This is a genomic window from Janthinobacterium rivuli, assembly GCF_009208735.1.
Classification (GTDB): Bacteria; Pseudomonadota; Gammaproteobacteria; order Burkholderiales; family Burkholderiaceae_D; genus Janthinobacterium.
The window spans coordinates 89,913-109,655 of the sequence record NZ_WFLJ01000001.1 but is presented as its reverse complement, the minus strand read 5'-3'; the positions used below and the strand labels follow the sequence as shown (position 1 = coordinate 109,655).

Below are 19,743 nucleotides of genomic sequence, written 5' to 3'. Positions count from 1 at the left end.
CAGGAGAGAGCATGTTCCAGCGACGCCGTACCAGTATCTTGCTTGCATGGGCACTGGCCGCCGCGCCATCGGCCTGGGCCGAACTGCAAGCGACGGGCGAGCCGCCCGCCGCCAAACAGGGCTGGAAGGCCGAGACCGTCGCGCAGGGCGTGCGCCAGCCGTGGGGCATCGCCTGGCTGGGCGAGGGGCGCGCGCTGGTCACCAGCAAGCAGGGCACCTTGCATTTGCTGAACGGCAAGAGCTTCGCTGACGTTCCGCTGGAAGGTATGCCCAAGGTGTTTACTGGCGGGCAGGGCGGCTTGCTCGATATAGTCATTCATCCGCAGGATGCGGGCAAGGCCACGCCACGCGTGTACATGACGGTGTCGACGGGCACGAATGACGCCAACCGCACGACCCTGGTGCGCGGCGTGTTTGACGGCAAGAAGGTGACGGGTATCCAGACCCTGTTCAAGGTGACGACCGACAAGAGCGGCGGCCAGCATTTCGGCTCGCGTCTGCTGTGGCTGCCAGATGGCACTTTGCTGATGAGCGTGGCCGATGGCGGCAATCCGCCGTTGCGCATAGGCGACCGTCTGGCGCGCGAGCAGGCGCAAAACCTGGCCACGCACCAGGGTTCCATCCTGCGCCTGACGGAAGAGGGCAAGCCGGCGCCCGGCAATCCGTTGGCGGCCAAGGGCGCCTTGCCGGAAATCTGGTCGTACGGCCACCGCAACGTGCAGGGCCTGGCGCTCGATCCCGTTTCGGGACGCGTGTGGGCCACGGAGCATGGCCCGTATGGCGGCGACGAGCTGAACCTGGTGGTGGCGGGCGGCAACTATGGCTGGCCCCTGCAAAGCTATGGCGCCGACTACAAGACGCATGAGCCCGTCGGCAAGCACGAAGTACCCGGCATGCTCAATCCGAGCGTGGCCTGGGTGCCGTCGCCGGCGCCGTCGGGCCTGGCCGTCTACACGGGCGACAAGATCGCCGCCTGGCGCGGCAGCATCTTCAGCGGCGGCCTGGCGGCCAAGGATATCCGCCGCATCGCCGTCGATGCCAGCGGCAAGGTGACGGGGCAGGACCGCCTGGCCATCGGCGCGCGCGTGCGCGACGTGCGCCAGGGGCCGGATGGCTACCTGTACGCGCTGACCGATGAAGACAACGGCCGCTTGCTGCGCATCGTGCCGCGGTAACACGGCAGGCGTCCACTTCGCTTAAGATGGCGCCTTTACTTCATTCAAGGTGGCGGCATGGCCCGTGATACTTATGCATACCGGCATGTCGCCGTCGAATCGCGTGCGATTCATGGCCGCGTGGAAATCCGCCCCGTGCCGGGCCAGGCTTTTTCGCCGGAACTGGCCGTGCAGTGCTCGCGCCGCCTGGTCGACCTGCAGCGCTATCCGCTGGGCAGCCGTTTCTTGCTCTTTGCCAAGCTGACGGACCGCCTGGGCGGCACGCCCTTCCTGTATGCGTATCACGGCGACGCGGACGTGGTGATGACGTCTGCCGAAGTGACGAAATTCCTTGGGGAATTCCGCCGCGGCCGCATCTGATTCCTACGAGGCGATGCAGGCCGCGCCAGCCTTGGCGCCGGCCCGCGGTTTGCCGAAGAGCGCGATCGTCAAGGCGCAGCCGAGGGCGAACAGGCCGCCCACGACCATCGCGCTCGCTACGCCCAGCCGGTCGACGGCCAGGCCACCGAGCAAGGCGCCCGACGCCAGCGACACTTGCACGATGGCGACAAACAGCGCGCTGCTGCCTTCCATCAGTTCCGGCGCCGCCTTGAACATCCACGTCTGCACGGCGATCGGCATGGCGCCGAAACCGAAGCCCCACACGGCCACCAGCAGCATGGCCGTGACTGCATGGCTGCCGAACGCGGCCAAGGCCAGGGTGGACAGACCCAGCACGGCGCCCGTCACCATCAGCGCGGCCCGTTCGTGGCGGCCGGCGGCCCAGCCGCCCACGAGGTTGCCGATGAAGCCGGAAGCGCCGTACACGAGCAGCATGGCGCTGACCGTGCCGGCCGCCAGGTGCGAGATTTGCGTGAGGAAAGGCGCGATGTACGTGTAGGCGGCGAACTGGCCCGTGAACAGCATGGCCGTGGCGATCAGGCCCAGCCTGGCCTTGCGGATGCCGAAAATCATCGGCAGCTGGCGCAGGCGGATGGCCTGTGTCGGCGGCAGCCTGGGCAGCAGCAACAGCTGGCCGACGAAGACCAGCACGGCGATGGCGCTGGCCGCGCCGAAGGCGACCCGCCAGCCGACCAAGTCTCCCACCAGCGCGCCGGCCGGCACGCCCGCCACCGTGCCCAGCGAGACGCCGGCGAAGATGATGGACATGGCGCGCGACGCATGCTGCGGCGCCACGAGGCGCGGGCCGATGGCGCTGCCGATGGCCCAGAAGCCGCCCACGCCCACGCCCAGCATGGCGCGGCCCAGCAGTATCCACGCATACGAGGGCGCCAGCGCCACCAGCAGGTTCGAGGCCACCAGCAGGGCCGTCAGCGCCAGCAGCACGATGCGGCGGTCCAGGCGGCCCGAGCCGACGGTGACGAAGATGGCGGCAAATGCGGCAACGATGCCGGGCGTGGTGATCATCAGCCCCGCCTGGCCCTTGCTGATGGCCAGTTCGGCGGCCATGGCCGGCAGCAGGCCGACGGGCAGGAATTCGGAGGTGACGAGGGCGAAGGCGCCGATGCCGACCGACAGGACGGCCAGCCACGGCGCCACGGTGGTATCGTTGTCAGTGGCGTTGGAAGATGTATGCATGAGGGGTTCCTGAAAAGCCGGAGGTTTTTAACCGGTCGGTATATAATCAGGGCAGGCAGACATTGTTGTCAATAATTTTTTACCGAACGGTATGAAACAAGATAAAAAAGAGGAAGCCGTCAAGGCGAAGACGGGGCGGCCACGCACCTTCGACGCGGACGAGGCGCTCGATTGCGCCATGAAAGTGTTCTGGGAAAAAGGCTATGAGGGCAGTTCCTTGCCGGAATTGACGAAAGCCATGGGCATGAACCGGCCCAGCCTGTATGCCGTCTTCGGCAACAAGGAGCAATTGTTCCACAAAGCGCTCGAGCGCTACAGCGACACGCGCATGCGGTTTTTTGATGCGGCGCTGGAACAGCCGACGGCGCGCCAGGTGGTGGAAGCGTTGCTGACGCAGTATGTCGATGCGCAAACCATGCCCGATGGCCCGCACGGCTGCATGGGCGTCAATGCGGCGCTGGCCTGCAGCGACGATGCCTTGCCGATCCGCGATGAACTGTTCGCGCGCCGCCTGCGCGGTGAAATCAAATTGCGCGACCGCTTGCGGCGCGCCAGGGAAGAGGGGGATTTGCCGCCCGATTCCTGCCCGGAGCAGCAGGCGCGCTTTGTCGTGACCCTGTCGCAGGGCATGGCCATCCAGGCGGCAGCCGGCGTCTCGCGCGAGCAATTGCAGCAGATGGTGGGATTGCTGCTGCGCAATTGGCCGATGTAACTACCCTGTCGGGGCGATGGTCTTGGCCAGGTCGCTGGGCGCCTTGCGCCGCCAGGCGGCCGTCAGGGCGGCGGCCAGCATGTCCAGCTCGGCGTCCGCCAGGCAAACCGTGATGCCCGCCAGGCGTTCGCCCCACCACAGCTTTTCGCAACCCGATGGCGTGATGACGGTGGCGATATGCGCCGCTTCCGCATCGAGCAGCACGTTGATGTGCTCGTCATCGGGCAGGGTGGCAAAGATCTTCCCGCCCACGCGGAAGGCCGGACGGTCGTGGTGTTCTTCCTCGGTGGTGTCGGGAAACGACAGTGCCAGATAGCGTAGTTCTTCCAGGTCGACCATTCCTCTTTCTCCCCTGTTCGGATAGATAGCAGCGTGACTACATTTTGCCATGCTGTTTCGCCCCGTGGTGCAGAGGCATGCGAAAAGAAATGCGCAAGATGCGACAGTGGCGGGCTGGTCTGTGGTGCCGCCGCGACACGCCACGCGTCGCGCACGGTCATCGCTGCAGAGTGGAGCGCGGGGTTTTTGGCCCGCCTGAAAACTGCTTGCCAGAAAAATATCGTTCATGGTTAAAAGAAAAATACTTTTCTTGTAGGGAATTTAAGATAGAATAGCTTCAACGCCTTACCTGACCCGTCAATCGTCTGGTCTTGTCCCGGGAACCCGAACCCTTCCCAGGACGCTTGCAGTGCCGCCATGGCACTCCGCAAGTCCGCGCTGTCTTGCGGAAGCCACGTCCCCGACCGCTCATCTTGCAATTCCTAGCGCTACGCCGACACGCCTCAATGCAGCGTGTATTCAGCTCCTGCGCTCCTTGCTGCGCCCACTGAATACTTACTTACTGGATACCATCATGAAAAACTTGCCTAAAATCGCCTTGTCCCTGATCGCTGTCGGTGTGTTTGCCCACGCGAACGCCAGCACCATCACCCTGTCCACCGGTTTCTCGAACGCCGGCGCGCAAGCTTCCGCCGCCGCTTACCAGTCCGTGGTGAATGCCGCCGTGGCCACGCCCGGCGCCGGCTATGGCTCGACGACGATTGCCAGCTACAACAATGTCAACAACAGCGGCCTGTTCGGCAGCGGCTCGAACATCGCCTTCAAGTCGGTGATCAACTTTGGCGTCAGCGCCGCCGATGCGGGCGCCTGGAGCTTCCGCACCGGCGTCGACTTCGGCAAGGGCGGCGCCCTGTTCCTCGATGGCGTGGCGCTGGACTTCAAGAGCAACGACATGTGGTGGGCAGGCAACTACAACAATGGCAGCCAGTTCCTCAGCGGTTCGAGCGCCCTGTCGGCCGGCAACCATACCCTGAGCATCTACGGTCTGGAAGGCTGCTGCGATGGCGGCCAGCAAGCGCAGTTCAAGGCGGGCAACAACAATTTCGTCAGCTTTGGCGCGCAGGATGGCTTGATCTCGGCCGTCCCTGAGCCAACCACCTACGCCATGCTGCTGATCGGCCTGGGTTTGCTGGGCTTTACGGCGCGCCGCAAGCAGGAAGCCAAGTTCTAAGCAGGTTTCAAGCTACGAAAGCCGCGCGCCGCGCGGCGCCCGTTAAAAAGCCCGCCGGTCTGTCAGGACACGGCGGGCTTTTTTTGCATGCGCGTTGTCAGTCGCCGCTGTCGTCGTCTTCGTCGGCGCCCTTGGCCGCCTTGCCCCGTTCGGCGTCGACGTCGCGCTGCAGGCGGGCCGCATCGCGGAAGAAGGCGTCCGTCGTGTGATCCGGGCTCAGGCGCAAGGCCGGGGGGGAGATCACCGACATGTACGCTTCGTCGGCCAGGCGGCCGTTGATCTGCAGGTTGCTCAGCAGGATCAGGGTCGAGCCGATGATGGCCAGCACGACGGCAACGAGGCCGAAGCGGCGCGGGTGCTGCGGCTTGATCGTGCACAGATGGTGGTAGATCATGGCGCAGACGATGACGATGAACATATGCCGTCCATAGCGCGTCAGCACTTCCAGCGACAGCGCATACGCCGCCACATTGCTGCCCAGTTCCCACGCTTCCATGGCCAGCAAGCCGCAGCCGATGATGAACAAGTGGCGGCCGAAGCGCGCCACATGGCCGAACAGGCGGTTCGCCACGGCCCAGATCGACGCCCACACGAGGCCGCCGGCCAGCGCGTAGGCGATGATCATCAGGTAGGAAATCGGGTCGAAGGCGTCCGCATCACTGAGCCAGTTGCTGAAGGCGGCCGAGGCGCCGATCATGGCCAGGCCAGCGATGGCGGGGCGCAGGCCTTCCCAGTCATGCCGCGTCGTGTCGCCCAGTTCGGGCGCCACCGGCTGGTCGCTGGCGCGCACGCGCAGGCGCGTGTGGCCCAGGCGCACGATGCTGTTGCCGCTCAAGGCCACTTGCAGTTGCCGCTGTCCCCGGTGGATCACGCCATTCTGGCTGCCCAGGTCGCGCAGCAGCAGGCCGCCTGCGCCGTCGTCCTCGACGATGGCGTGCGCGGGGGCCGTGTGCGCGTCGTCGAGGATGAAGTCGTTGTCGTAGCCGCGGCCGATGCGGATCGGCAGGGACGCGATCCGCTGGCGTTGCCGCACTTCGCCATTCTCGGCGAGGATTTCGATGAAGTACGGTGCTTTCATGGCTTGCGGCCGCTTTCCCGCGACAGCGCTTCGAGGAAGGTGCGCGTGACGCGCATGCCGTTGGCGTAGGACACGCCGCGCGCGTCGATGCGGCTTTGCAGGCTCATGAGTGGCTCATCGGTGCTGGCGGCCAGCAGGGCAAAATCGTACAGGCCGGTAAACTTGCGGTAGGCGCGCACGCACAGGACGGCGCGCAAGGGCAGGGTCTTGTTCTTGACGAACTGTTCGGTGCAATGGGGGCCCGTCAGGTTGGCGCTCTTGTAGCTGCCGAAACTTTCATTCTTGAACGAGGCACTGGCCAGCTCGGAAAAGCGCAACGCGCCCAGTTCGCTGCTGCGCAGGAATTCGTGGCGCATCGACACTTGTCCCGTCTGCAGGGCACCCGAGATGAAGATGGCCGATTCCATGGCGCAGCTGGTGTTGTCGAGCATGTAGGGCTTGTCGGACTTGACGTTGGAGCGGCCCCAGCAGCGCATCTGGTTGGACTCGCGCACGGGCACACGGTACGGGCCCATGGCTTTCAGGCTCAAGGGCGTGTCGAGCAGGCGCGCCAGCATGACTTCCTGGTGCGCCAGCAGTTGCGCCGTCACCAGCGGTTTGAAGTCCTTCGGCGGCTTGCCTTGCTGCGCCACCTTGGCCAGCAGTTGCTGGGCATAGCGGGCGGGCACGAGAAAACTGACGAGTTCGCCGTCGAGGCGTTTCGAGACATTGATGCCGGCGACGTCGCCATTCGCCGTCACGCTGGGGCCGCCGCTCATGCCGGAATTGATCGGTCCCGTAAACATTAGCTGGTCGTAGAAGCTGCGCGTGACGACGCCGTTGTACGAGCCTTCCGAGATGGCGAAGCCCAGGTCCAGCGGATTGCCCATCGAATACAGGTACTGGCCCTGCGTCAGCGGCGCCAGCGGCTCCGGCATCTTGAAGAAACCCGTGCCGTGGCGGTTCACGCGCAGCACGGCCAGGTCATGCAGCACGTCGACGGCCAGCAATTCCACATTGCCGCGCTGGCCGCTGGTGTCGACCCATTCGCCCACGTAGGTATCGGGGTCGAGCGCGAATTGCGACACGACGTGATAGTTGCTCACCACCAGGTCGCCCGTGCCGATCAAAAAGCCCGAGCCGACCGACGATTGCGTGCGGCCGTTTTTCAGCAGCACGCGCACTTGCAGGATGTCGGCGCGCGCGGCCGTGTACAGCTTTTGCGCGGCCGACGAGGGCGGCGGCAGGGCCGCATGTTCGGTGGCGGCGGGCGCGGCGGTGGCCGGCGGTGGCTTGATGGGGGGAGTCGAAGCGGCGAGGGGCGCGGCTGGCGCAGGCGCCGGAGCCGGGGCTGCGTGGGCGCCTGCGGCAGCGCACAGGCTGGCCAGCAAGCAGGCGTAGTTAGCTAATTTCATGCATCCTTTGTGCGTGAGCAGGAGCGAAGCGGGCGCGGCAACGGCGCAGACGCCGCGCCGGCCCGGGCATTACAGGGCGCCGTCTTCCAGCGCTGGCGCCGTTTCCGGCGTCATCATGTGACCGAGCTTGCTTTGCTTGGTGTTCAGGTAATGCTGGTTGAAGGCGTTGCGGTTCACCAGCAGCGGTACCCGCTCGGCCACCGTGATGCCCAGCGCTTCCATGGCGGCGATCTTGCGCGGGTTGTTCGTCATCAAGCGCAGGCTGTGGATGTCGAATTGCGCAAACATGGGCTTGCACAAGGTGTAGTTGCGCGCATCGGCCTTGAAGCCCAGCTGTTCATTCGCCTGCACCGTGTCGGCCCCCGCCTCCTGCAGGCGGTAGGCGCGGATCTTGTTGATCAGGCCGATGCCGCGCCCTTCCTGGCGCAGGTACAGCAAGATGCCGCGGCCTTCCTCGGCGATGCGTTTCAAGGCGCCTTCGAGTTGCGCGCCGCAGTCGCAGCGCTGCGAAAACAACACGTCGCCCGTCAGGCACTCGGAATGCACGCGCGCCAGTACCGGTTCGCCGTTGCCGATATCGCCCAGCACCATGGCCAGGTGTTCCTTGCCCGTGGCGTGCTCGACAAAGGCGTGCAGGGTGAACTGGGCCCACGGCGTCGGCAGTGCGCAGGAAGTCGTGTAATCCAATTCGCCTGTCGCCAGGAGGTCTGCGCCGCTTTGCATGGTTGTGCTCATATAAGTAATTATCAAAAAATAAAAGGCGCGCGACACCACTCCGGTGCCGGCGCGCCTTGCCATCATACCAAAAAGCAGGGAAACGTTTTCCCTGACTGCCATTCGGTCGTCGCAATGTCTGGTGATCAGCCTTACTTAGGGACACTTCCTCCTTTTACAAGGTGAATTGCCGGCATTGCCTGGCGGATACCGCCGCCAGGCACCGGACGTCAGCTGCCGATGCGCCCGCCGTCGTTCTTGGTGATCACGATGGTAGCCGAGCGGGGACGCTTGCCGGCGCCATACCCGGCGTTGGCCGGCCACTGGCTCGTGTACTTGGACGGATCGCCGATATTGGCCAGCGCGGTGTTTTCACCCGGATGCTGGATGTTGATGAACATGGTCTTGCCATCGGGCGTTTCGCTGATGCCCGTGATTTCCGAGCCGACCGGCCCCACCAGGAAGCGCTTGAGCGTGTCGGCCGTGGGTTTCTTGCCGATGAAGGTGTCGACCGCCAGGTTGCCGCCGGCCGCCGTCGCGTAGTTCAGGGTCGACTTGGCGCCGTCGCCGACCTTGCCGGGGATGGCCGCCAGCATCATGCAGTTGGTCACGTCCGTGTACGCGCCATCGTCGGTCTGGATCCAGCAGATGCCCGTGTAGGGGCTGAAGGCCAGGCCGTCCGGGCTCGAGAAATCCTGGTCGGCCGTCAGGTTCGACAGGTTGATCTTGCTGGCGTCGGCGCCGCTCTCGGCGCCAAACAGGTAGACATCCCAGGTAAAGCTGGTGGCCGCGGCCGCGCCCGTGCCTTCCTTGAAGCGGATGATGTGGCCGTTCGGATTGCCGTTCTGCGCGCTGCTGCCCTTCATGTCCGTGTAGGCGCGCGGATTGGCGCTGTCCGGCGCTAGCTGCGACGAGCCGCTCGGATTGACGGTGCGGTTCGAGTTGTTGGTCAGCGTGTAGTAGATCTCGCCATTGGCCGGGTTGACCGAGCACCATTCCGGACGGTCCATCTTGGTCGCGCCCACGGCGTCGGCCGCCAGGCGGGCATTGACCAGCACGTCGGCCAGGTCGGCGAACTTGTAGGCGCCGTACGCCTGGATCAGCGGGTTCGACAGGGCCAGCTCGATCCACTGGCCCGTGCCGTCGGCGGCCAGCTTGGCCACGTACAGCTTGCCCGAATCGAGGTATTTGTCGCCGGTGGCGATGCGGTCGGCCGGGTTGGCATCGGCGGCGGCCCAGACGGCCGTCGTGACGAACTTGTAGATGTATTCGTTGCGCGAATCGTCGCCCATGTAGACGGCCAGCTGCTGGCCCACGGTCGGCACGCTGAAGGCGGCGCTTTCGTGCGCGTAGCGGCCCAGCGCCGTGCGCTTGCGGATAGCGCGGGTTTTGTCGTACGGGTCCATCTCGACGATGTAGCCCATGCCGTTCAATTCATTGCGGTAGTCGTCGCTGCCGTCGGCGGAGGCGCCGATCTTGCTCAGATTCCAGCGCGCGTATTTGTCATCGCTGCCGCCCGTTTCCCAGCCGTGGCGCGAGGCGCCGCCCTGGCTGCGGCCATAGCGGTTCAGCGAAACGACGGACTTGTCGCCGCGCGCCGCATTGTCGGTGGCCGAGCGCGTGAAGTAGCCGGCCCAGTTTTCTTCGCCGGACAGGTAGCTGCCCCAGGGCGACTTGCCCGTGCCGCAGTTGTTGATGGTGCCGCGCGTCTTGGTGCCGGTCGGCGAATACTTGGTCACCACGAGCGCGTTGCCGCGTACCGGGCCGGCAAGCTCGACGTCCGTCAGCGGCGTGACGCGGCGGTTGAAGGCGGAATCGTTGACGGTGGCCCAGGCGCTGCCCGTCTTCTTGACTTCCACCACGCTCAGGCCGTGGACGGCCACTTCCTTGTCGACTTCGGCGGCGGGGCGCGGCAGCGTGGTGGTGCCGCCATTCACGTGCAGGAAGTGCGAGGACAGTTTTTCGTCGGTGGTCGCTTCGTGGTTCATCGCCAGCAAGCCCCGTTCGGCGCCGGACGCCAGCGGCGCGCCGGCGGCGGAGAGGCCGTAGTATTCCATGCCGTCGTGGTGGTCGCCGGCGCGGTTGTCGAAATCGGTATCGCTGCCGTCGTTCTTGTAGGCGGGCGTGGCCGCGCGCAGCGAGTCGCCCAGCGCATACAGGGCGGTGGCCGTGTAGCCGGCCGGCACCGACACGACGTCGGCCAGGCTTTTCGGCACGGCCGTGAAGGCCAGCAGTTTTTCGGGTGTCGGCGTCGGTGTTGGCGTGACGGCGGCCGCATCGCTGCCACCGCCGCAAGCGGACAGGCCCATCGACCCCATGACGGCGGTAGCGGCCGTGACGGCGCTGCCGCGCAGCCAGTTGCGGCGGCTCAGGCGGGCGTTCAGGATGCTGTTGAAATGGTTGTCGTGGGACGCGTTGCTGTCAGTGTCGTTCAGATCGGTGGCGCGGATGGCCAGATCGGTGGGCTTGTTCATGGGCTGCGATGTCCTGTGGTTGCGTGATTAATTGGCAACCACATGATAGTCAGCCTATGTGACCGCGCCATGTCAGCTTGATGACAGGACGGTGACAGGCCGCCCCCGGGCCTTAGCGAACCTTGCGAAAACCGCGCTCCACCAGCAGGAGCATGCCGCCGAAGATGGACAGATTCTTCAGGAAGTTCGTCAACTGGTCCTGGAAGTGGGCCGCATCGGCGCTCCAGAAGGCGTGGAAGATCACGGTGGTCGGGATCAGGAACAGCGCCAGGGCCAGCGCCGCCCAGCGCGCCTGCCAGCCCGTGATCAGCAGCAGGCCGCCGCCCACTTCCAGGGCGATCACGCCCACCAGCAGGATATTGGCGATCGGCAAGCCCTGGCTGGCCATGTAGCCGGCCACCCCCGCGAAGGCACCGATTTTCAGCAAGCCCGAGACAAAGAACAGCACGCCAAGGGCGGCACGGCCGAGGGGCAGCAAGACGTTGGTTTTGTTTTCCATGATTTTTCTCTTTCTCTATATTGATCAGTTATTTCGGTAAGTCGAAGACGAGGAATTCCGCGTCTTCCGGCTGCGTGATGATGACGCTGGCCTCATGCGTCAGTTTCAGCGCATCGCCCGCTTTCAAGGGCGTGCCGTTGACCACCAGGCTGCCGCGGATCAGGTGCACATAGGCGAGGCGGCCTTCGTCGAGCGCATGTTCCGCCTGTTCGCCTTCCTGCAGGATGCTGGCGTAGATGGCCGCATCCTGGTGGATCAGCACGGAACCCTGGCGGCCGTCGCTCGAGGCGATCAGGCGCAGCTTGCCCCGTTTGCTTTCCGGCGTGAAGTGTTTCTCTTCATAGCTGGGCGGAATGCCCGTCACGTTAGGCTGGATCCAGATCTGCAGGAAGTGCAAGCCATCCGTCGCCGAGTGGTTGAACTCGCTGTGGCGCACGCCGCTGCCGGCGCTCATGCGCTGCACATCGCCGTAGTGCAGGACGGAGCCGGTGCCCATGCTGTCCTTGTGTTCCAGCGCGCCGTCGAGCACATACGAAATGATTTCCATGTCGCGGTGGCCGTGCGTGCCGAAACCCTGGCCAGGCGTGACCCGGTCTTCATTGATCACCAGCAGGGGACCAAAGCCCATGTGCAAGGGATCATGGTAGCTACCGAAGGAAAAGCTGTGGTGGGAATTGAGCCAGCCGTGGTTGGCGGCGCCGCGTTCTTCGCTATGACGAATCTGTAACATGGTGGACTCCGTTTCTAAAAGTTAATGTGCGATAATTTCGAAGGACCGTTGCCTGGCGCTATGCCCTGGCCTCTGCCTTCGCTGTACGATGAAGAAAGTATAGGCCCGTCGGCGGAGAAAGAAAAACGGAAAATCTACCGTGCTATGATCGAAAAAATCGAATGTTAAGACTGAGCCTGGAAGCCCTGCAAATCGTCGACGCCATCGACCGTCGCGGATCGTTCTCGTCCGCCGGCAAGGAGTTGCATAAAGTCCCGTCCACCATTTCCTACACGGTGGCCAAGCTGGAAGACGACCTGGGCGTGCAAGTGTTCCAGCGCAATGGCCCGAAAGTCATGCTGACGGCGGCCGGGCAGGAATTGCTGAAAGAGGGCCGCTATCTATTGAAGGCGGCGCAGGACCTCGAGCACCGCGTGCGCCGGGTGGCGTCCGGCTGGGAAACAGAATTGTCCATCGGCATCGATTCCATGTTTTCCGCCCTGGCCCTGGCCGACGACGTGCGCGCCTTTTACGACGTGGCGCAGCAGACGCGTTTGCGCCTGTCGCAAGACACCCTGTCGGGCACCTGGGAAGCGCTGCTGGACCGGCGCGCCGACTTGCTGGTGGGCGCGCCCGGCGACGGGCCGGCGGGCGGCGGCTATATCGCGCAACCGATCGGCATGCTCGACTTCGTGTTTGCCGTGGCGCCCACGCATCCGCTGGCGCAGGTGGAGCAGCCCTTGTCGCGCGGCCACCTGCAACAGCACCGGGCCGTGGTGGTGGCCGATTCGGCGCGCCAGATGGCGCCGCGCACGGTGGGGCTGCTGCTGGGACAAGATGCCTTGAGCGTGCCCAACATGCAAGTCAAGTTCGACTACCAGGTGCTGGGGCTGGGCTTTGGCTTCCTGCCGGGGCCATGCGCCCGCGCCGCCATCGCGCGCGGCTTGCTGGTGGAAAAGGCCGTGGAAGAGCCGAAACCGTCGGAAACGTTTTACCTGGCCTGGCGCGTGGGCGAGGATGGCGCCGCGCTGCGCTGGTGGATGGCGCGCATGCGCGAACCGGATGTGTTTGCACGCCTGGCGCGACATCTGCCGGGCCATTCGGCATAGGCCTTAAAATGTTGACATACGCCAACACTTTTAAGTTACCATATTCACAGTATTTCCCGCCCGACCTCGACGCCCCATAGTGGGATTTTGATGATTACACACACCGCAGCGCCCCTGATATGCCCCCCTGACCTGGCCCACGAGTGGGGTTGCCATGCTTGAGGCGAAGGTTGCGCTGTGCCTGCGCCTGGCCGAGGATGCCCGTGAACAGGCGGGGCCGCAGCAGGCCGCCACCCTGGCGCGGCTGCAGGAAGAGCTGGAGCGGCTGCGCGGCGCCAGCCGGCCCGTGGTACGCGTGGCGCCGGCCGACGCCTTGCTGGAAATCGATCCCGATGGTTTCCTGATCGGCTGGAACCATGGCGCCGAACAGATGTTCGGCTATTCCGAACTGGAAGCGCTGGGCCAGCACATCCTGTTCTTGTATCCGGAAGACGACGCGGAAGCGAGCGTGCTGGAACTGCATTTCACCCACGGCGACGTGGCCACCGATGTGCGTCGGCGCAAGAAGTCGGGCATGGTGACGTGGCTGCGCATGCACCGCCATGTGATCCACGACCAGGCGGGCAAGGCTTGCGGCATGGCCGTGCGCCTGTCGGCCATGAGCGAGCCGCTATCCGACGTCGACAAGGTCAAATTGCACGCGCGCATCATCGAAGACAGCGAGCAAGCCGTGCTGATCACGGATGCGGAAGAGCGCATCGTCTCGATTAACAGTTCCTTCAGCCGCATCACCGGCTACTCGCCGGCCGAAGCCATCGGCCGCACGCCGGACTTGCTGCGCTCGGGCGTGCACGATCCCGATTTCCGCGCCAAGGTGCGCGCCGCCATGCGGGGCCACGGCTCCTGGCGCGGCGAGATCATCGGCAAGCGCAAGAATGGCGAACTGTTCCCGCAAGACGTCACCATCAGCGTCGTGCGCGACGAATTCGGCGAAATCAGCCACGTGTTTTCCCTGTTTTCCGATATCTCGGTGCACAAGGATGCCGAGGCCCGCATGCAGCGCATGGCCAACTACGACAGCCTGACGGGCTTGCCCAACCGCTGCCTGCTGAATCAACTGGTCGACCAGGGCCTGGCCGAAGCGAAACGCCAGGGCACGCATGGCGCGCTGATGGTCATCGACATCAGCCGCATCGGTTCCATCAGCGACACGCTCGGCCATGAAGTGGGCGACCAGCTGGTGATCGCCATCGGCCAGCTGTTCCGCGGCGCCCTGCGCGACGCCGACATCCTGGCGCGCGTCGACAACAGCAAGTTCGTCGTGGCGCTGCTGCATATCGAAAAGCGCGAACATGCGGCGAACGTGGCGCAAAAGCTGCTCAACCTGCTGGAGGCGCCGATCAATATCGATGCGCATGCCTTGCACGTGGGCGCCAGCATCGGCATCACCGTGTATCCCGAAGACGGCCTGGAAGCGCCGGCCCTGTTCCGCTTTGCCGACGTGGCCGTGGCCAAGGCGGCGCAGACCATCGAATCGACTTTCCTGTTTTACCGCGAGGACATGAATCGCAGGGCCAAGGAACATTTGCGCCTGGAAAGTGAGATGCGCCTGGCACTGGGCGACAAGGAGCTGGAATTGCATTACCAGCCGAAAGTGAGCCTGGCCAGCGGGCGCATCGTGGGCGCGGAAGCCTTGCTGCGGTGGAAGCATCCGATGCGCGGCATGGTTTCGCCCGGCCTCTTCATCCCCGTCGCCGAGGAAACCAGCCTGATTCTGGAACTGGGCACCTGGGTGCTGGACGAGGCGTGCCGCCAGATTCGCAGCTGGGAAGACCGTGGCCTGCACATGCCGGCCATCGCCGTCAACCTGTCGGCGCGCCAGTTCGATGAGCAGTTGCCGGCGCGCATAGCGGCCGTGCTGGAACGCTACCAGGTGCGACCCGACCAGATCATGCTGGAAATCACGGAAAGCCTGTTGATGCGCGGCGCCGACAAGGTGATCGACATCATGAACCAGCTGGTGGCCATGGGCCTGGCGCTGGCGCTGGACGACTTCGGCACCGGCTATTCCAGTCTCGCCTACCTGAAGAAATTCCCCATCAGCACTTTGAAAATCGACCGCTCCTTCGTCATCGGCTTGCCGTTCGAGGAAAACGACTGCGCCATCGCCCGCGCCATCGTCACCATGGCGCAGCAGCTGCGCCAGGAAATCGTCGCCGAAGGGGTGGAAACGGCCGAGCAGATGCGCTTCCTGCGCGAACTGGGCTGCGACCAGTTGCAAGGCTATCTGTTCAGCCCGGCCGTGCCGGCGGCCGAATTCGAGCTGATGCTCGATGAAGGCCGGCAGTTGCGGCTGGAGGCGGTGGTGGTTTAGGCATCGCCCAGCCTCACTTTTTCCAGCAGATAATCGAGCATCACGCGCACCCTGGCCGGCACTTGCAAACCCGGTCCCACGAAGACGGCGTGCACGACTTCCTTGTCGCCCGGATTGTAGTCCTGCAGCACCGGGATCAAATCGCCGTGCTCGATATCGCGCAGCACGTGCTGGCGCGAAAAGCGTCCCAGTCCCATGCCGGCCAGCACCAACTGGCGCATGCTTTCGCCATCGCTGACGCAGGTATTGCCTTGCGGCGCCACTTGCAATGTTGCTCCGCTCTCCTTGTCGAGGAAGGGCCAGGTTTCGTTCTGGCAGCGGAAGTTGAACGCCAATAAATTGTGCTGTGACAATTCCTGCGGCGTGCGCGGCAGGCCGTGGCGCGCCGCGTATGCGGGCGAGGCCACCACGACCATCGTGTCTTCGCCCAGTTTGCGCGCCACCAGGTTCGATTCCTTCAGCTTGCCCGTGCGGATGGCGATGTCGGTGCGGTCTTCCAGCAAGTCGACGATGGCGTCGCTGACGACGACGTCGAGCACGATGTCGGGATAGCGCTGCGCGAACTCGGGCAGGATGGGCAGCAGATGGCGCACGCCGAACGGCACGAAACAGTTGATGCGCAAGCGCCCGCGCGGCGCGGCGCCCTGCGATGCTTCGCGCTCGGCGCCGTCGATATCGTCGAGGATGCGCTTGCACTGGATAAAGAAGGCGTCGCCCTCGGGCGTCGTGTGCAGCTGGCGCGTGCTGCGCTGGAGCAAGCGCGCGCCGAGCCGCGCTTCCAGGCGATTGACGAGCTTGCTGACGGCCGACGGCGTCAGGGCCAGGCGGCGCGCGGCGGCGGAAAAGGCTCCCGTTTCCACCACGGCGACAAACACGGCCATCTCGAACGCGCGGTTGATGTCTTGCCTGGCCATTATTGAATCCATTTCACAGGTGTTTCCATTGTGAGAGTCTATATCAAAAGTATTTCTCTCGATACACTGGCTGGCTTGAACCCTACGCCGGAGAGCTCCATGCACACCGAACACCCTGTTTCCACTTCCGCCAGCACCATGCCGCCCGGCGTGCTGGCGCTGGCCGTCGGCGCCTTCGCCATCGGCGTCACCGAATTCATCGTCGTCGGCATCTTGCCGGCCATCGCGAAGGATTTGCATGTTTCCATCGAATCGGCCGGCTCGCTGGTCAGCCTGTATGCGCTGGCGCTGGCCATCGGCACGCCGCTGCTGGTGTTGCTGATGTCGCGCCTGCCGCGCAAGGCCGCCTTGCTGGGGCTGATGAGCGTGTTCCTGGCCGGTAACGTGCTGGCCGCCTTTTCCCACACGTTTGAATGGCTGCTGGCGGGGCGGGTCATCACGGCTGTGGCGCATGGCACCTTCTTTGCCATCGGCGCCACCGTGGCGGCCAGCCTGGTCAGCAAGGCGCAGGCGGGCAGGGCGATTTCCGTGATGTTCGCGGGATTGACCCTGGCCATGGTGATCGGCGTGCCGCTCGGCAGCTTCCTCGGCAACCTGATGGGCTGGCGCTTGCCCTTCTTTGCAGTCGTCGTGCTGGCCGCGCTGGGCCTGGCCGCCATGGCGCGCTGGCTGCCTGCCGGTTTGCAGCAGGGCAAGGGCGGCAAGGCCATGACGCAGCTGGCGGCCCTGGGCAGCGGCCCCATTCTCACCATGATGGCGGTCACCACGTTCGGCTTCGGCAGCAGCTTTGCCGCCTTCACGTTCATCACGCCCATCCTGACGGATGTGACGGGCTTTTCCGTCACCATGGCCAGCGCCTTGCTGATCGTCTTCGGCATCGCCACCTTTGCCGGCAACCTGGCGGGCGGCTACCTGACGAGCCACCTGGGCTGGCAAAAAGCCTTGCGATGGATGCTGCTGTTGCTGGCCGTCACGCAAGTGGGTGTGGCCTTGAGCATCAGTTCACAGTCGATGATGACGGTGATGCTGTTCGTCTGGGGCGTGTTCGCCTTCGGCCTGTCGCCCGCCCTGCAAGCCGGCATGCTGGCCACGGCCGAGCGCTACACGCCGCGCGCCGTCGATTTCGCTTCGGGCCTGAACATCTCCGCATTTAATCTCGGCATTTCCTTCGGCTCCATGCTGGGGGCGCTGATGGTGTCGCGCCAGCTGATGGCGTCGTCGCCATGGGCCGGCGTGGCCGCCGCCTTGCTGGCCCTGCTGCCGCTGGCGTGGCTGGCGCGCCGCAACCTGGCCGCCCATGTGGCGGGGGCGGCCGCGCACTGAGCAGACTCTATTCGAGCAGCGCGGCGATCGCCAGCGGCGTGCCGCTGGTGAGGACTTGTCCCGTCTGCGGGTGCGCATTGAAGCGGTAGGCGAAGACGCGAAAGCCGCTGACGGCATCGCCGGGAAAGGCGGGACCTTCCTGCGCCGCCAGCGGCAACGCCGCGCCATCGCCGCCCTGGTAGCGCACTTGCGCCGCCTCCGTCCTCGGGTATGCAAACTGCACGCCGGCGCAGCGCTTGTCGTTCGCCCCGCCCGTGTAGCGCAGGTAGGCGAGCAGTTGTTCGCAGGCGGCGCGCAAGTCGGCCGTGGCGTACACGCCGTCGGGCCGGGCGACGATGGAGACCCAGGCACTCGCCATGACCTGTCCCGGCTTGCGGTTCCACATCAGTTCCGCGTTGTCGTCATACGCGGCCTTGGAGAAAGGGAAAACGGCGCGGCCCAGCGCATCGAGCGGCAGCGCCAGCTGCGCGTCCTTGCCGTGCAAGCTCAGGCGCAAGCCGTCCATGGACACGCCGGCGTCGCGCGGACGCAGGCGCAAATGATTCTGCAGCAATTGCTTGGGCTTGCCGTACTTCTCGAACCAGAGCATGTGGCGGTAGGCATCGCGATACGCGAGCCAGTCGCTGCTCTCCTGTGCACAGGCGAACGCGGGCAGCAGTGCCAGACCGAGAAGCAGGGATTTGCGCATGGCGCTTAAAACCGGTAGCCCAGGCCGCTGGACCAGGTGATCACGTTGCGGCGCTCGATGACGGGACTGTGGGCCGGCCCATCGCCCAGGCGCGTACCCGTCACGGCGCTGTTGAGCAGCCACTTGCTGCTCAGGGCCCAGTTCCAGTTGATGCCGGCATCGACGGACGTGACGCCGCCGCCCGGCCGGTAGTCGCGCGCGCCCCCGGCAGCGGCGCTGACGGCGTAGCGCTCGTCCATCACGGCGCCGCTGGCCAGCGACACGCCGGCCGACACGGTCACCGTATGGTGGGCCGCCAGCGAGGGCAAGGTCTTTTGCAGGCTGAACTGGCCGCGCCAGCCGCGCGCGCTCGTGTCGTACAGCAGGTTCGATGTGACGCGCGTCTGCTCGCCCAGGTAATGGCCATAGAAACCGCCCACGTCGAGCGAGCCCTTGATGCGCCGCGTGCCGCGCAGGCGCCAGCTATCTTCCGGACCGCGCGTATTGCTGGAGGCGAGCAGCGGGCCGTACTCCACGCCCGGCGTGGCCGACAGATGCATGCCTGCCACGCCGCTGGCAGAGACGAACACGCCGTTGCTCCACTGGACCTGCAGCAGCGGCCGCAGGACGGCGGCGCGCGGCGCGCCATCGTCCGTCGCGGAGCTGCCCGTGACAGCCGCTCCCACGTACATATCCCTGCTCCCGTCGGGCATCATCAGCGCGCTGGCGCTGGCGCCGTCGGCCAGTGCCGGAGCACAGGCGGCCAGCAGCAACAGCAGGGGAGAAAAACGGGAAAAAAAACGGGGAGCGAACTTGTTCATGCCATCCTTTTAAAAACCGAAGCGGACACCGAGCGCCAGGCGGTTCATCCTGCTATCGAATCCTTCGTATTTGACTGTCGGGGCGTGCTCCCATTCGAGCTGCAGCGCCACGTCCTTGTTGATCTGGTAGGCCGCGCCCACGCTGGCGTACAAGCCCGTCTTGCTGGCCGATTCGCCCGGCGGCGCATTCCTGCCGTCGATGGACAGCTTCAGGCGGCTGTGCGCCACGCCGGCCTTGGCGAACAGCGACCAGTCGTCGTCCAGGTGCCACGTGCCGCGCGCCGCCAGGTAGGCGGCGCTGGCGCGTACCTTGAGCCGGTAGCCAGGATCGAGGTCGAAGCTGGTCGCGCCGCCGCTGGCGCGGTAGCCGCCTTCCAGGGCCCAGGCCGGCGTCAGATCGTAGCCGGCGAAGACGCCGAAGGGCACCGCCTTGCCGCTGGCGCCGCGCTGCGTCGTCGCGCCGCCGGCCGCATACTGGATCTTGCCGTCGGTAGCCGGGCTGACGTTGGCGCCCACGTACAGGCCTTCGGCATGGGCCAGCGACGTGGCGGCGATGGCGAGCAGGGTGCTGCATACAATTTTTTTCATGTTCGGATTCCGGTTGAAGTAGGAGCTACGAATGTTAGGCAAACGTCGTCCCGGAATCCGCCCTGGTTTGTCCTTGAATTGTCCTCAATTTGTAGGGCGCATTTGTATGAAAAGTGTAGCAATGTGTACCTGATTGTCGAATGTGCCACTTTTGCGCCGCGCTC

General features: G+C 65.0%; 19 protein-coding genes. 7 read left to right on the top strand and 12 right to left on the bottom strand.

The features are described from left to right. Window positions 1-11: 11 nt before the first annotated feature. On the top strand, window positions 12-1,175 hold the full coding sequence (locus GCN78_RS00485; RefSeq protein ID WP_152249859.1) for a PQQ-dependent sugar dehydrogenase: 1,164 nt from the start codon (window positions 12-14) through the stop codon (window positions 1,173-1,175). A gap of 57 nt (window positions 1,176-1,232) precedes the next feature. Next, window positions 1,233-1,535: a hypothetical protein gene (locus tag GCN78_RS00480; RefSeq protein WP_193316562.1), complete on the top strand. Its 303-nt coding sequence runs from the start codon at window positions 1,233-1,235 to the stop codon at window positions 1,533-1,535. 3 nt (window positions 1,536-1,538) lie between these two features. Here GCN78_RS00480 and GCN78_RS00475 read toward each other — a convergent pair whose 3' ends face one another. Further along, window positions 1,539-2,753, bottom strand: a complete 1,215-nt coding sequence (locus tag GCN78_RS00475) for an MFS transporter (RefSeq protein WP_152249855.1) — start codon at window positions 2,751-2,753, stop codon at window positions 1,539-1,541. A gap of 91 nt (window positions 2,754-2,844) precedes the next feature. Between GCN78_RS00475 and GCN78_RS00470 the strand changes: the two genes are divergently transcribed. Then, window positions 2,845-3,465, top strand: a complete 621-nt coding sequence (locus tag GCN78_RS00470) for a TetR/AcrR family transcriptional regulator (protein WP_152249853.1) — start codon at window positions 2,845-2,847, stop codon at window positions 3,463-3,465. Here GCN78_RS00470 and GCN78_RS00465 read toward each other — a convergent pair whose 3' ends face one another. Then, window positions 3,466-3,804, bottom strand: coding sequence for an MmcQ/YjbR family DNA-binding protein (locus tag GCN78_RS00465; RefSeq protein WP_131687304.1), 339 nt, complete (start codon window positions 3,802-3,804; stop codon window positions 3,466-3,468). Between the two features lie 514 nt (window positions 3,805-4,318). On the opposite strand from GCN78_RS00465, the gene GCN78_RS00460 reads away from it, so the two are divergent. Next, complete coding sequence (locus GCN78_RS00460; protein ID WP_152249851.1) at window positions 4,319-4,975, top strand: CCXG family PEP-CTERM protein; 657 nt, start codon at window positions 4,319-4,321, stop codon at window positions 4,973-4,975. 97 nt (window positions 4,976-5,072) lie between these two features. Here the strand turns inward: GCN78_RS00460 and GCN78_RS00455 are convergent, their stop codons facing one another. The 6 genes from GCN78_RS00455 to GCN78_RS00430 all read right to left on the bottom strand — a co-directional run bounded on the left by GCN78_RS00455 (window position 5,073) and on the right by GCN78_RS00430 (window position 11,864). Beyond that, entirely contained in the window at window positions 5,073-6,053 is a 981-nt protein-coding gene (locus GCN78_RS00455; RefSeq protein WP_152249849.1) for an FHA domain-containing protein, read from the bottom strand. Continuing rightward, a complete protein-coding gene (locus GCN78_RS00450; protein WP_152249847.1) occupies window positions 6,050-7,447 on the bottom strand; it encodes a S1 family peptidase in 1,398 nt (465 codons plus the stop codon). The genes GCN78_RS00455 and GCN78_RS00450 overlap by 4 nt, the downstream gene beginning before the upstream one ends. Window positions 7,448-7,516: 69 nt before the next feature. After that, window positions 7,517-8,170 carry a GTP cyclohydrolase II gene (gene ribA / locus GCN78_RS00445; RefSeq protein ID WP_152249845.1) on the bottom strand — a complete coding sequence of 218 codons (654 nt, stop codon included), beginning with the start codon at window positions 8,168-8,170 and terminating at the stop codon, window positions 7,517-7,519. A gap of 221 nt (window positions 8,171-8,391) precedes the next feature. Beyond that, window positions 8,392-10,635, bottom strand: a complete 2,244-nt coding sequence (locus GCN78_RS00440) for a PhoX family protein (protein ID WP_152249843.1) — start codon at window positions 10,633-10,635, stop codon at window positions 8,392-8,394. Between the two features lie 112 nt (window positions 10,636-10,747). Then, window positions 10,748-11,134, bottom strand: coding sequence for a DoxX family protein (locus GCN78_RS00435; protein ID WP_152249841.1), 387 nt, complete (start codon window positions 11,132-11,134; stop codon window positions 10,748-10,750). A gap of 28 nt (window positions 11,135-11,162) precedes the next feature. Further along, complete coding sequence (locus GCN78_RS00430; protein WP_152249839.1) at window positions 11,163-11,864, bottom strand: pirin family protein; 702 nt, start codon at window positions 11,862-11,864, stop codon at window positions 11,163-11,165. Window positions 11,865-12,025: 161 nt separating this feature from the next. On the opposite strand from GCN78_RS00430, the gene GCN78_RS00425 reads away from it, so the two are divergent. After that, window positions 12,026-12,952: a LysR family transcriptional regulator gene (locus GCN78_RS00425; RefSeq protein ID WP_152249837.1), complete on the top strand. Its 927-nt coding sequence runs from the start codon at window positions 12,026-12,028 to the stop codon at window positions 12,950-12,952. Between the two features lie 154 nt (window positions 12,953-13,106). Continuing rightward, the gene (locus GCN78_RS00420; RefSeq protein WP_152249835.1) at window positions 13,107-15,266 is read left to right on the top strand and encodes a putative bifunctional diguanylate cyclase/phosphodiesterase; all 2,160 of its coding nucleotides are present in this window, start codon (window positions 13,107-13,109) and stop codon (window positions 15,264-15,266) included. Here GCN78_RS00420 and GCN78_RS00415 read toward each other — a convergent pair. Next, on the bottom strand, window positions 15,263-16,192 hold the full coding sequence (locus GCN78_RS00415) for a LysR family transcriptional regulator (protein WP_226939397.1): 930 nt from the start codon (window positions 16,190-16,192) through the stop codon (window positions 15,263-15,265). The genes GCN78_RS00420 and GCN78_RS00415 overlap by 4 nt on opposite strands. 87 nt (window positions 16,193-16,279) lie before the next feature. Here GCN78_RS00415 and GCN78_RS00410 point away from each other — a divergent pair, with 87 nt between their 5' ends. Further along, window positions 16,280-17,503 (top strand): MFS transporter, encoded by a 1,224-nt coding sequence (locus GCN78_RS00410; RefSeq protein ID WP_226939396.1) that lies wholly within the window; start codon window positions 16,280-16,282, stop codon window positions 17,501-17,503. Between the two features lie 7 nt (window positions 17,504-17,510). Here the strand turns inward: GCN78_RS00410 and GCN78_RS00405 are convergent, their stop codons facing one another. Genes GCN78_RS00405 through GCN78_RS00395 form a run of 3 tightly spaced genes read right to left on the bottom strand, consistent with a single transcriptional unit; the run spans window position 17,511 to window position 19,579 of the window. Beyond that, window positions 17,511-18,191: a hypothetical protein gene (locus GCN78_RS00405; RefSeq protein WP_152249833.1), complete on the bottom strand. Its 681-nt coding sequence runs from the start codon at window positions 18,189-18,191 to the stop codon at window positions 17,511-17,513. A gap of 5 nt (window positions 18,192-18,196) precedes the next feature. After that, a complete protein-coding gene (locus tag GCN78_RS00400) occupies window positions 18,197-18,991 on the bottom strand; it encodes a MipA/OmpV family protein (protein WP_226939395.1) in 795 nt (264 codons plus the stop codon). Window positions 18,992-19,000: 9 nt separating this feature from the next. Next, entirely contained in the window at window positions 19,001-19,579 is a 579-nt protein-coding gene (locus GCN78_RS00395; RefSeq protein WP_152249831.1) for a porin family protein, read from the bottom strand. Between the last annotated feature and the right edge of the window lie 164 nt (window positions 19,580-19,743).

Coding starts and splice junctions, on each gene's coding strand:
- GCN78_RS00485 (WP_152249859.1), top strand. CDS start 12: ATGTTCCAGCGACGCCGTACCAGTATCTTGCTTGCATGGGCACTGGCC.
- GCN78_RS00480 (WP_193316562.1), top strand. CDS start 1,233: ATGGCCCGTGATACTTATGCATACCGGCATGTCGCCGTCGAATCGCGT.
- GCN78_RS00475 (WP_152249855.1), bottom strand. CDS start 2,753: ATGCATACATCTTCCAACGCCACTGACAACGATACCACCGTGGCGCCG.
- GCN78_RS00470 (WP_152249853.1), top strand. CDS start 2,845: ATGAAACAAGATAAAAAAGAGGAAGCCGTCAAGGCGAAGACGGGGCGG.
- GCN78_RS00465 (WP_131687304.1), bottom strand. CDS start 3,804: ATGGTCGACCTGGAAGAACTACGCTATCTGGCACTGTCGTTTCCCGAC.
- GCN78_RS00460 (WP_152249851.1), top strand. CDS start 4,319: ATGAAAAACTTGCCTAAAATCGCCTTGTCCCTGATCGCTGTCGGTGTG.
- GCN78_RS00455 (WP_152249849.1), bottom strand. CDS start 6,053: ATGAAAGCACCGTACTTCATCGAAATCCTCGCCGAGAATGGCGAAGTG.
- GCN78_RS00450 (WP_152249847.1), bottom strand. CDS start 7,447: ATGAAATTAGCTAACTACGCCTGCTTGCTGGCCAGCCTGTGCGCTGCC.
- ribA (WP_152249845.1), bottom strand. CDS start 8,170: ATGCAAAGCGGCGCAGACCTCCTGGCGACAGGCGAATTGGATTACACG.
- GCN78_RS00440 (WP_152249843.1), bottom strand. CDS start 10,635: ATGAACAAGCCCACCGATCTGGCCATCCGCGCCACCGATCTGAACGAC.
- GCN78_RS00435 (WP_152249841.1), bottom strand. CDS start 11,134: ATGGAAAACAAAACCAACGTCTTGCTGCCCCTCGGCCGTGCCGCCCTT.
- GCN78_RS00430 (WP_152249839.1), bottom strand. CDS start 11,864: ATGTTACAGATTCGTCATAGCGAAGAACGCGGCGCCGCCAACCACGGC.
- GCN78_RS00425 (WP_152249837.1), top strand. CDS start 12,026: ATGTTAAGACTGAGCCTGGAAGCCCTGCAAATCGTCGACGCCATCGAC.
- GCN78_RS00420 (WP_152249835.1), top strand. CDS start 13,107: ATGCTTGAGGCGAAGGTTGCGCTGTGCCTGCGCCTGGCCGAGGATGCC.
- GCN78_RS00415 (WP_226939397.1), bottom strand. CDS start 16,192: ATGGATTCAATAATGGCCAGGCAAGACATCAACCGCGCGTTCGAGATG.
- GCN78_RS00410 (WP_226939396.1), top strand. CDS start 16,280: ATGCACACCGAACACCCTGTTTCCACTTCCGCCAGCACCATGCCGCCC.
- GCN78_RS00405 (WP_152249833.1), bottom strand. CDS start 18,191: ATGCGCAAATCCCTGCTTCTCGGTCTGGCACTGCTGCCCGCGTTCGCC.
- GCN78_RS00400 (WP_226939395.1), bottom strand. CDS start 18,991: ATGAACAAGTTCGCTCCCCGTTTTTTTTCCCGTTTTTCTCCCCTGCTG.
- GCN78_RS00395 (WP_152249831.1), bottom strand. CDS start 19,579: ATGAAAAAAATTGTATGCAGCACCCTGCTCGCCATCGCCGCCACGTCG.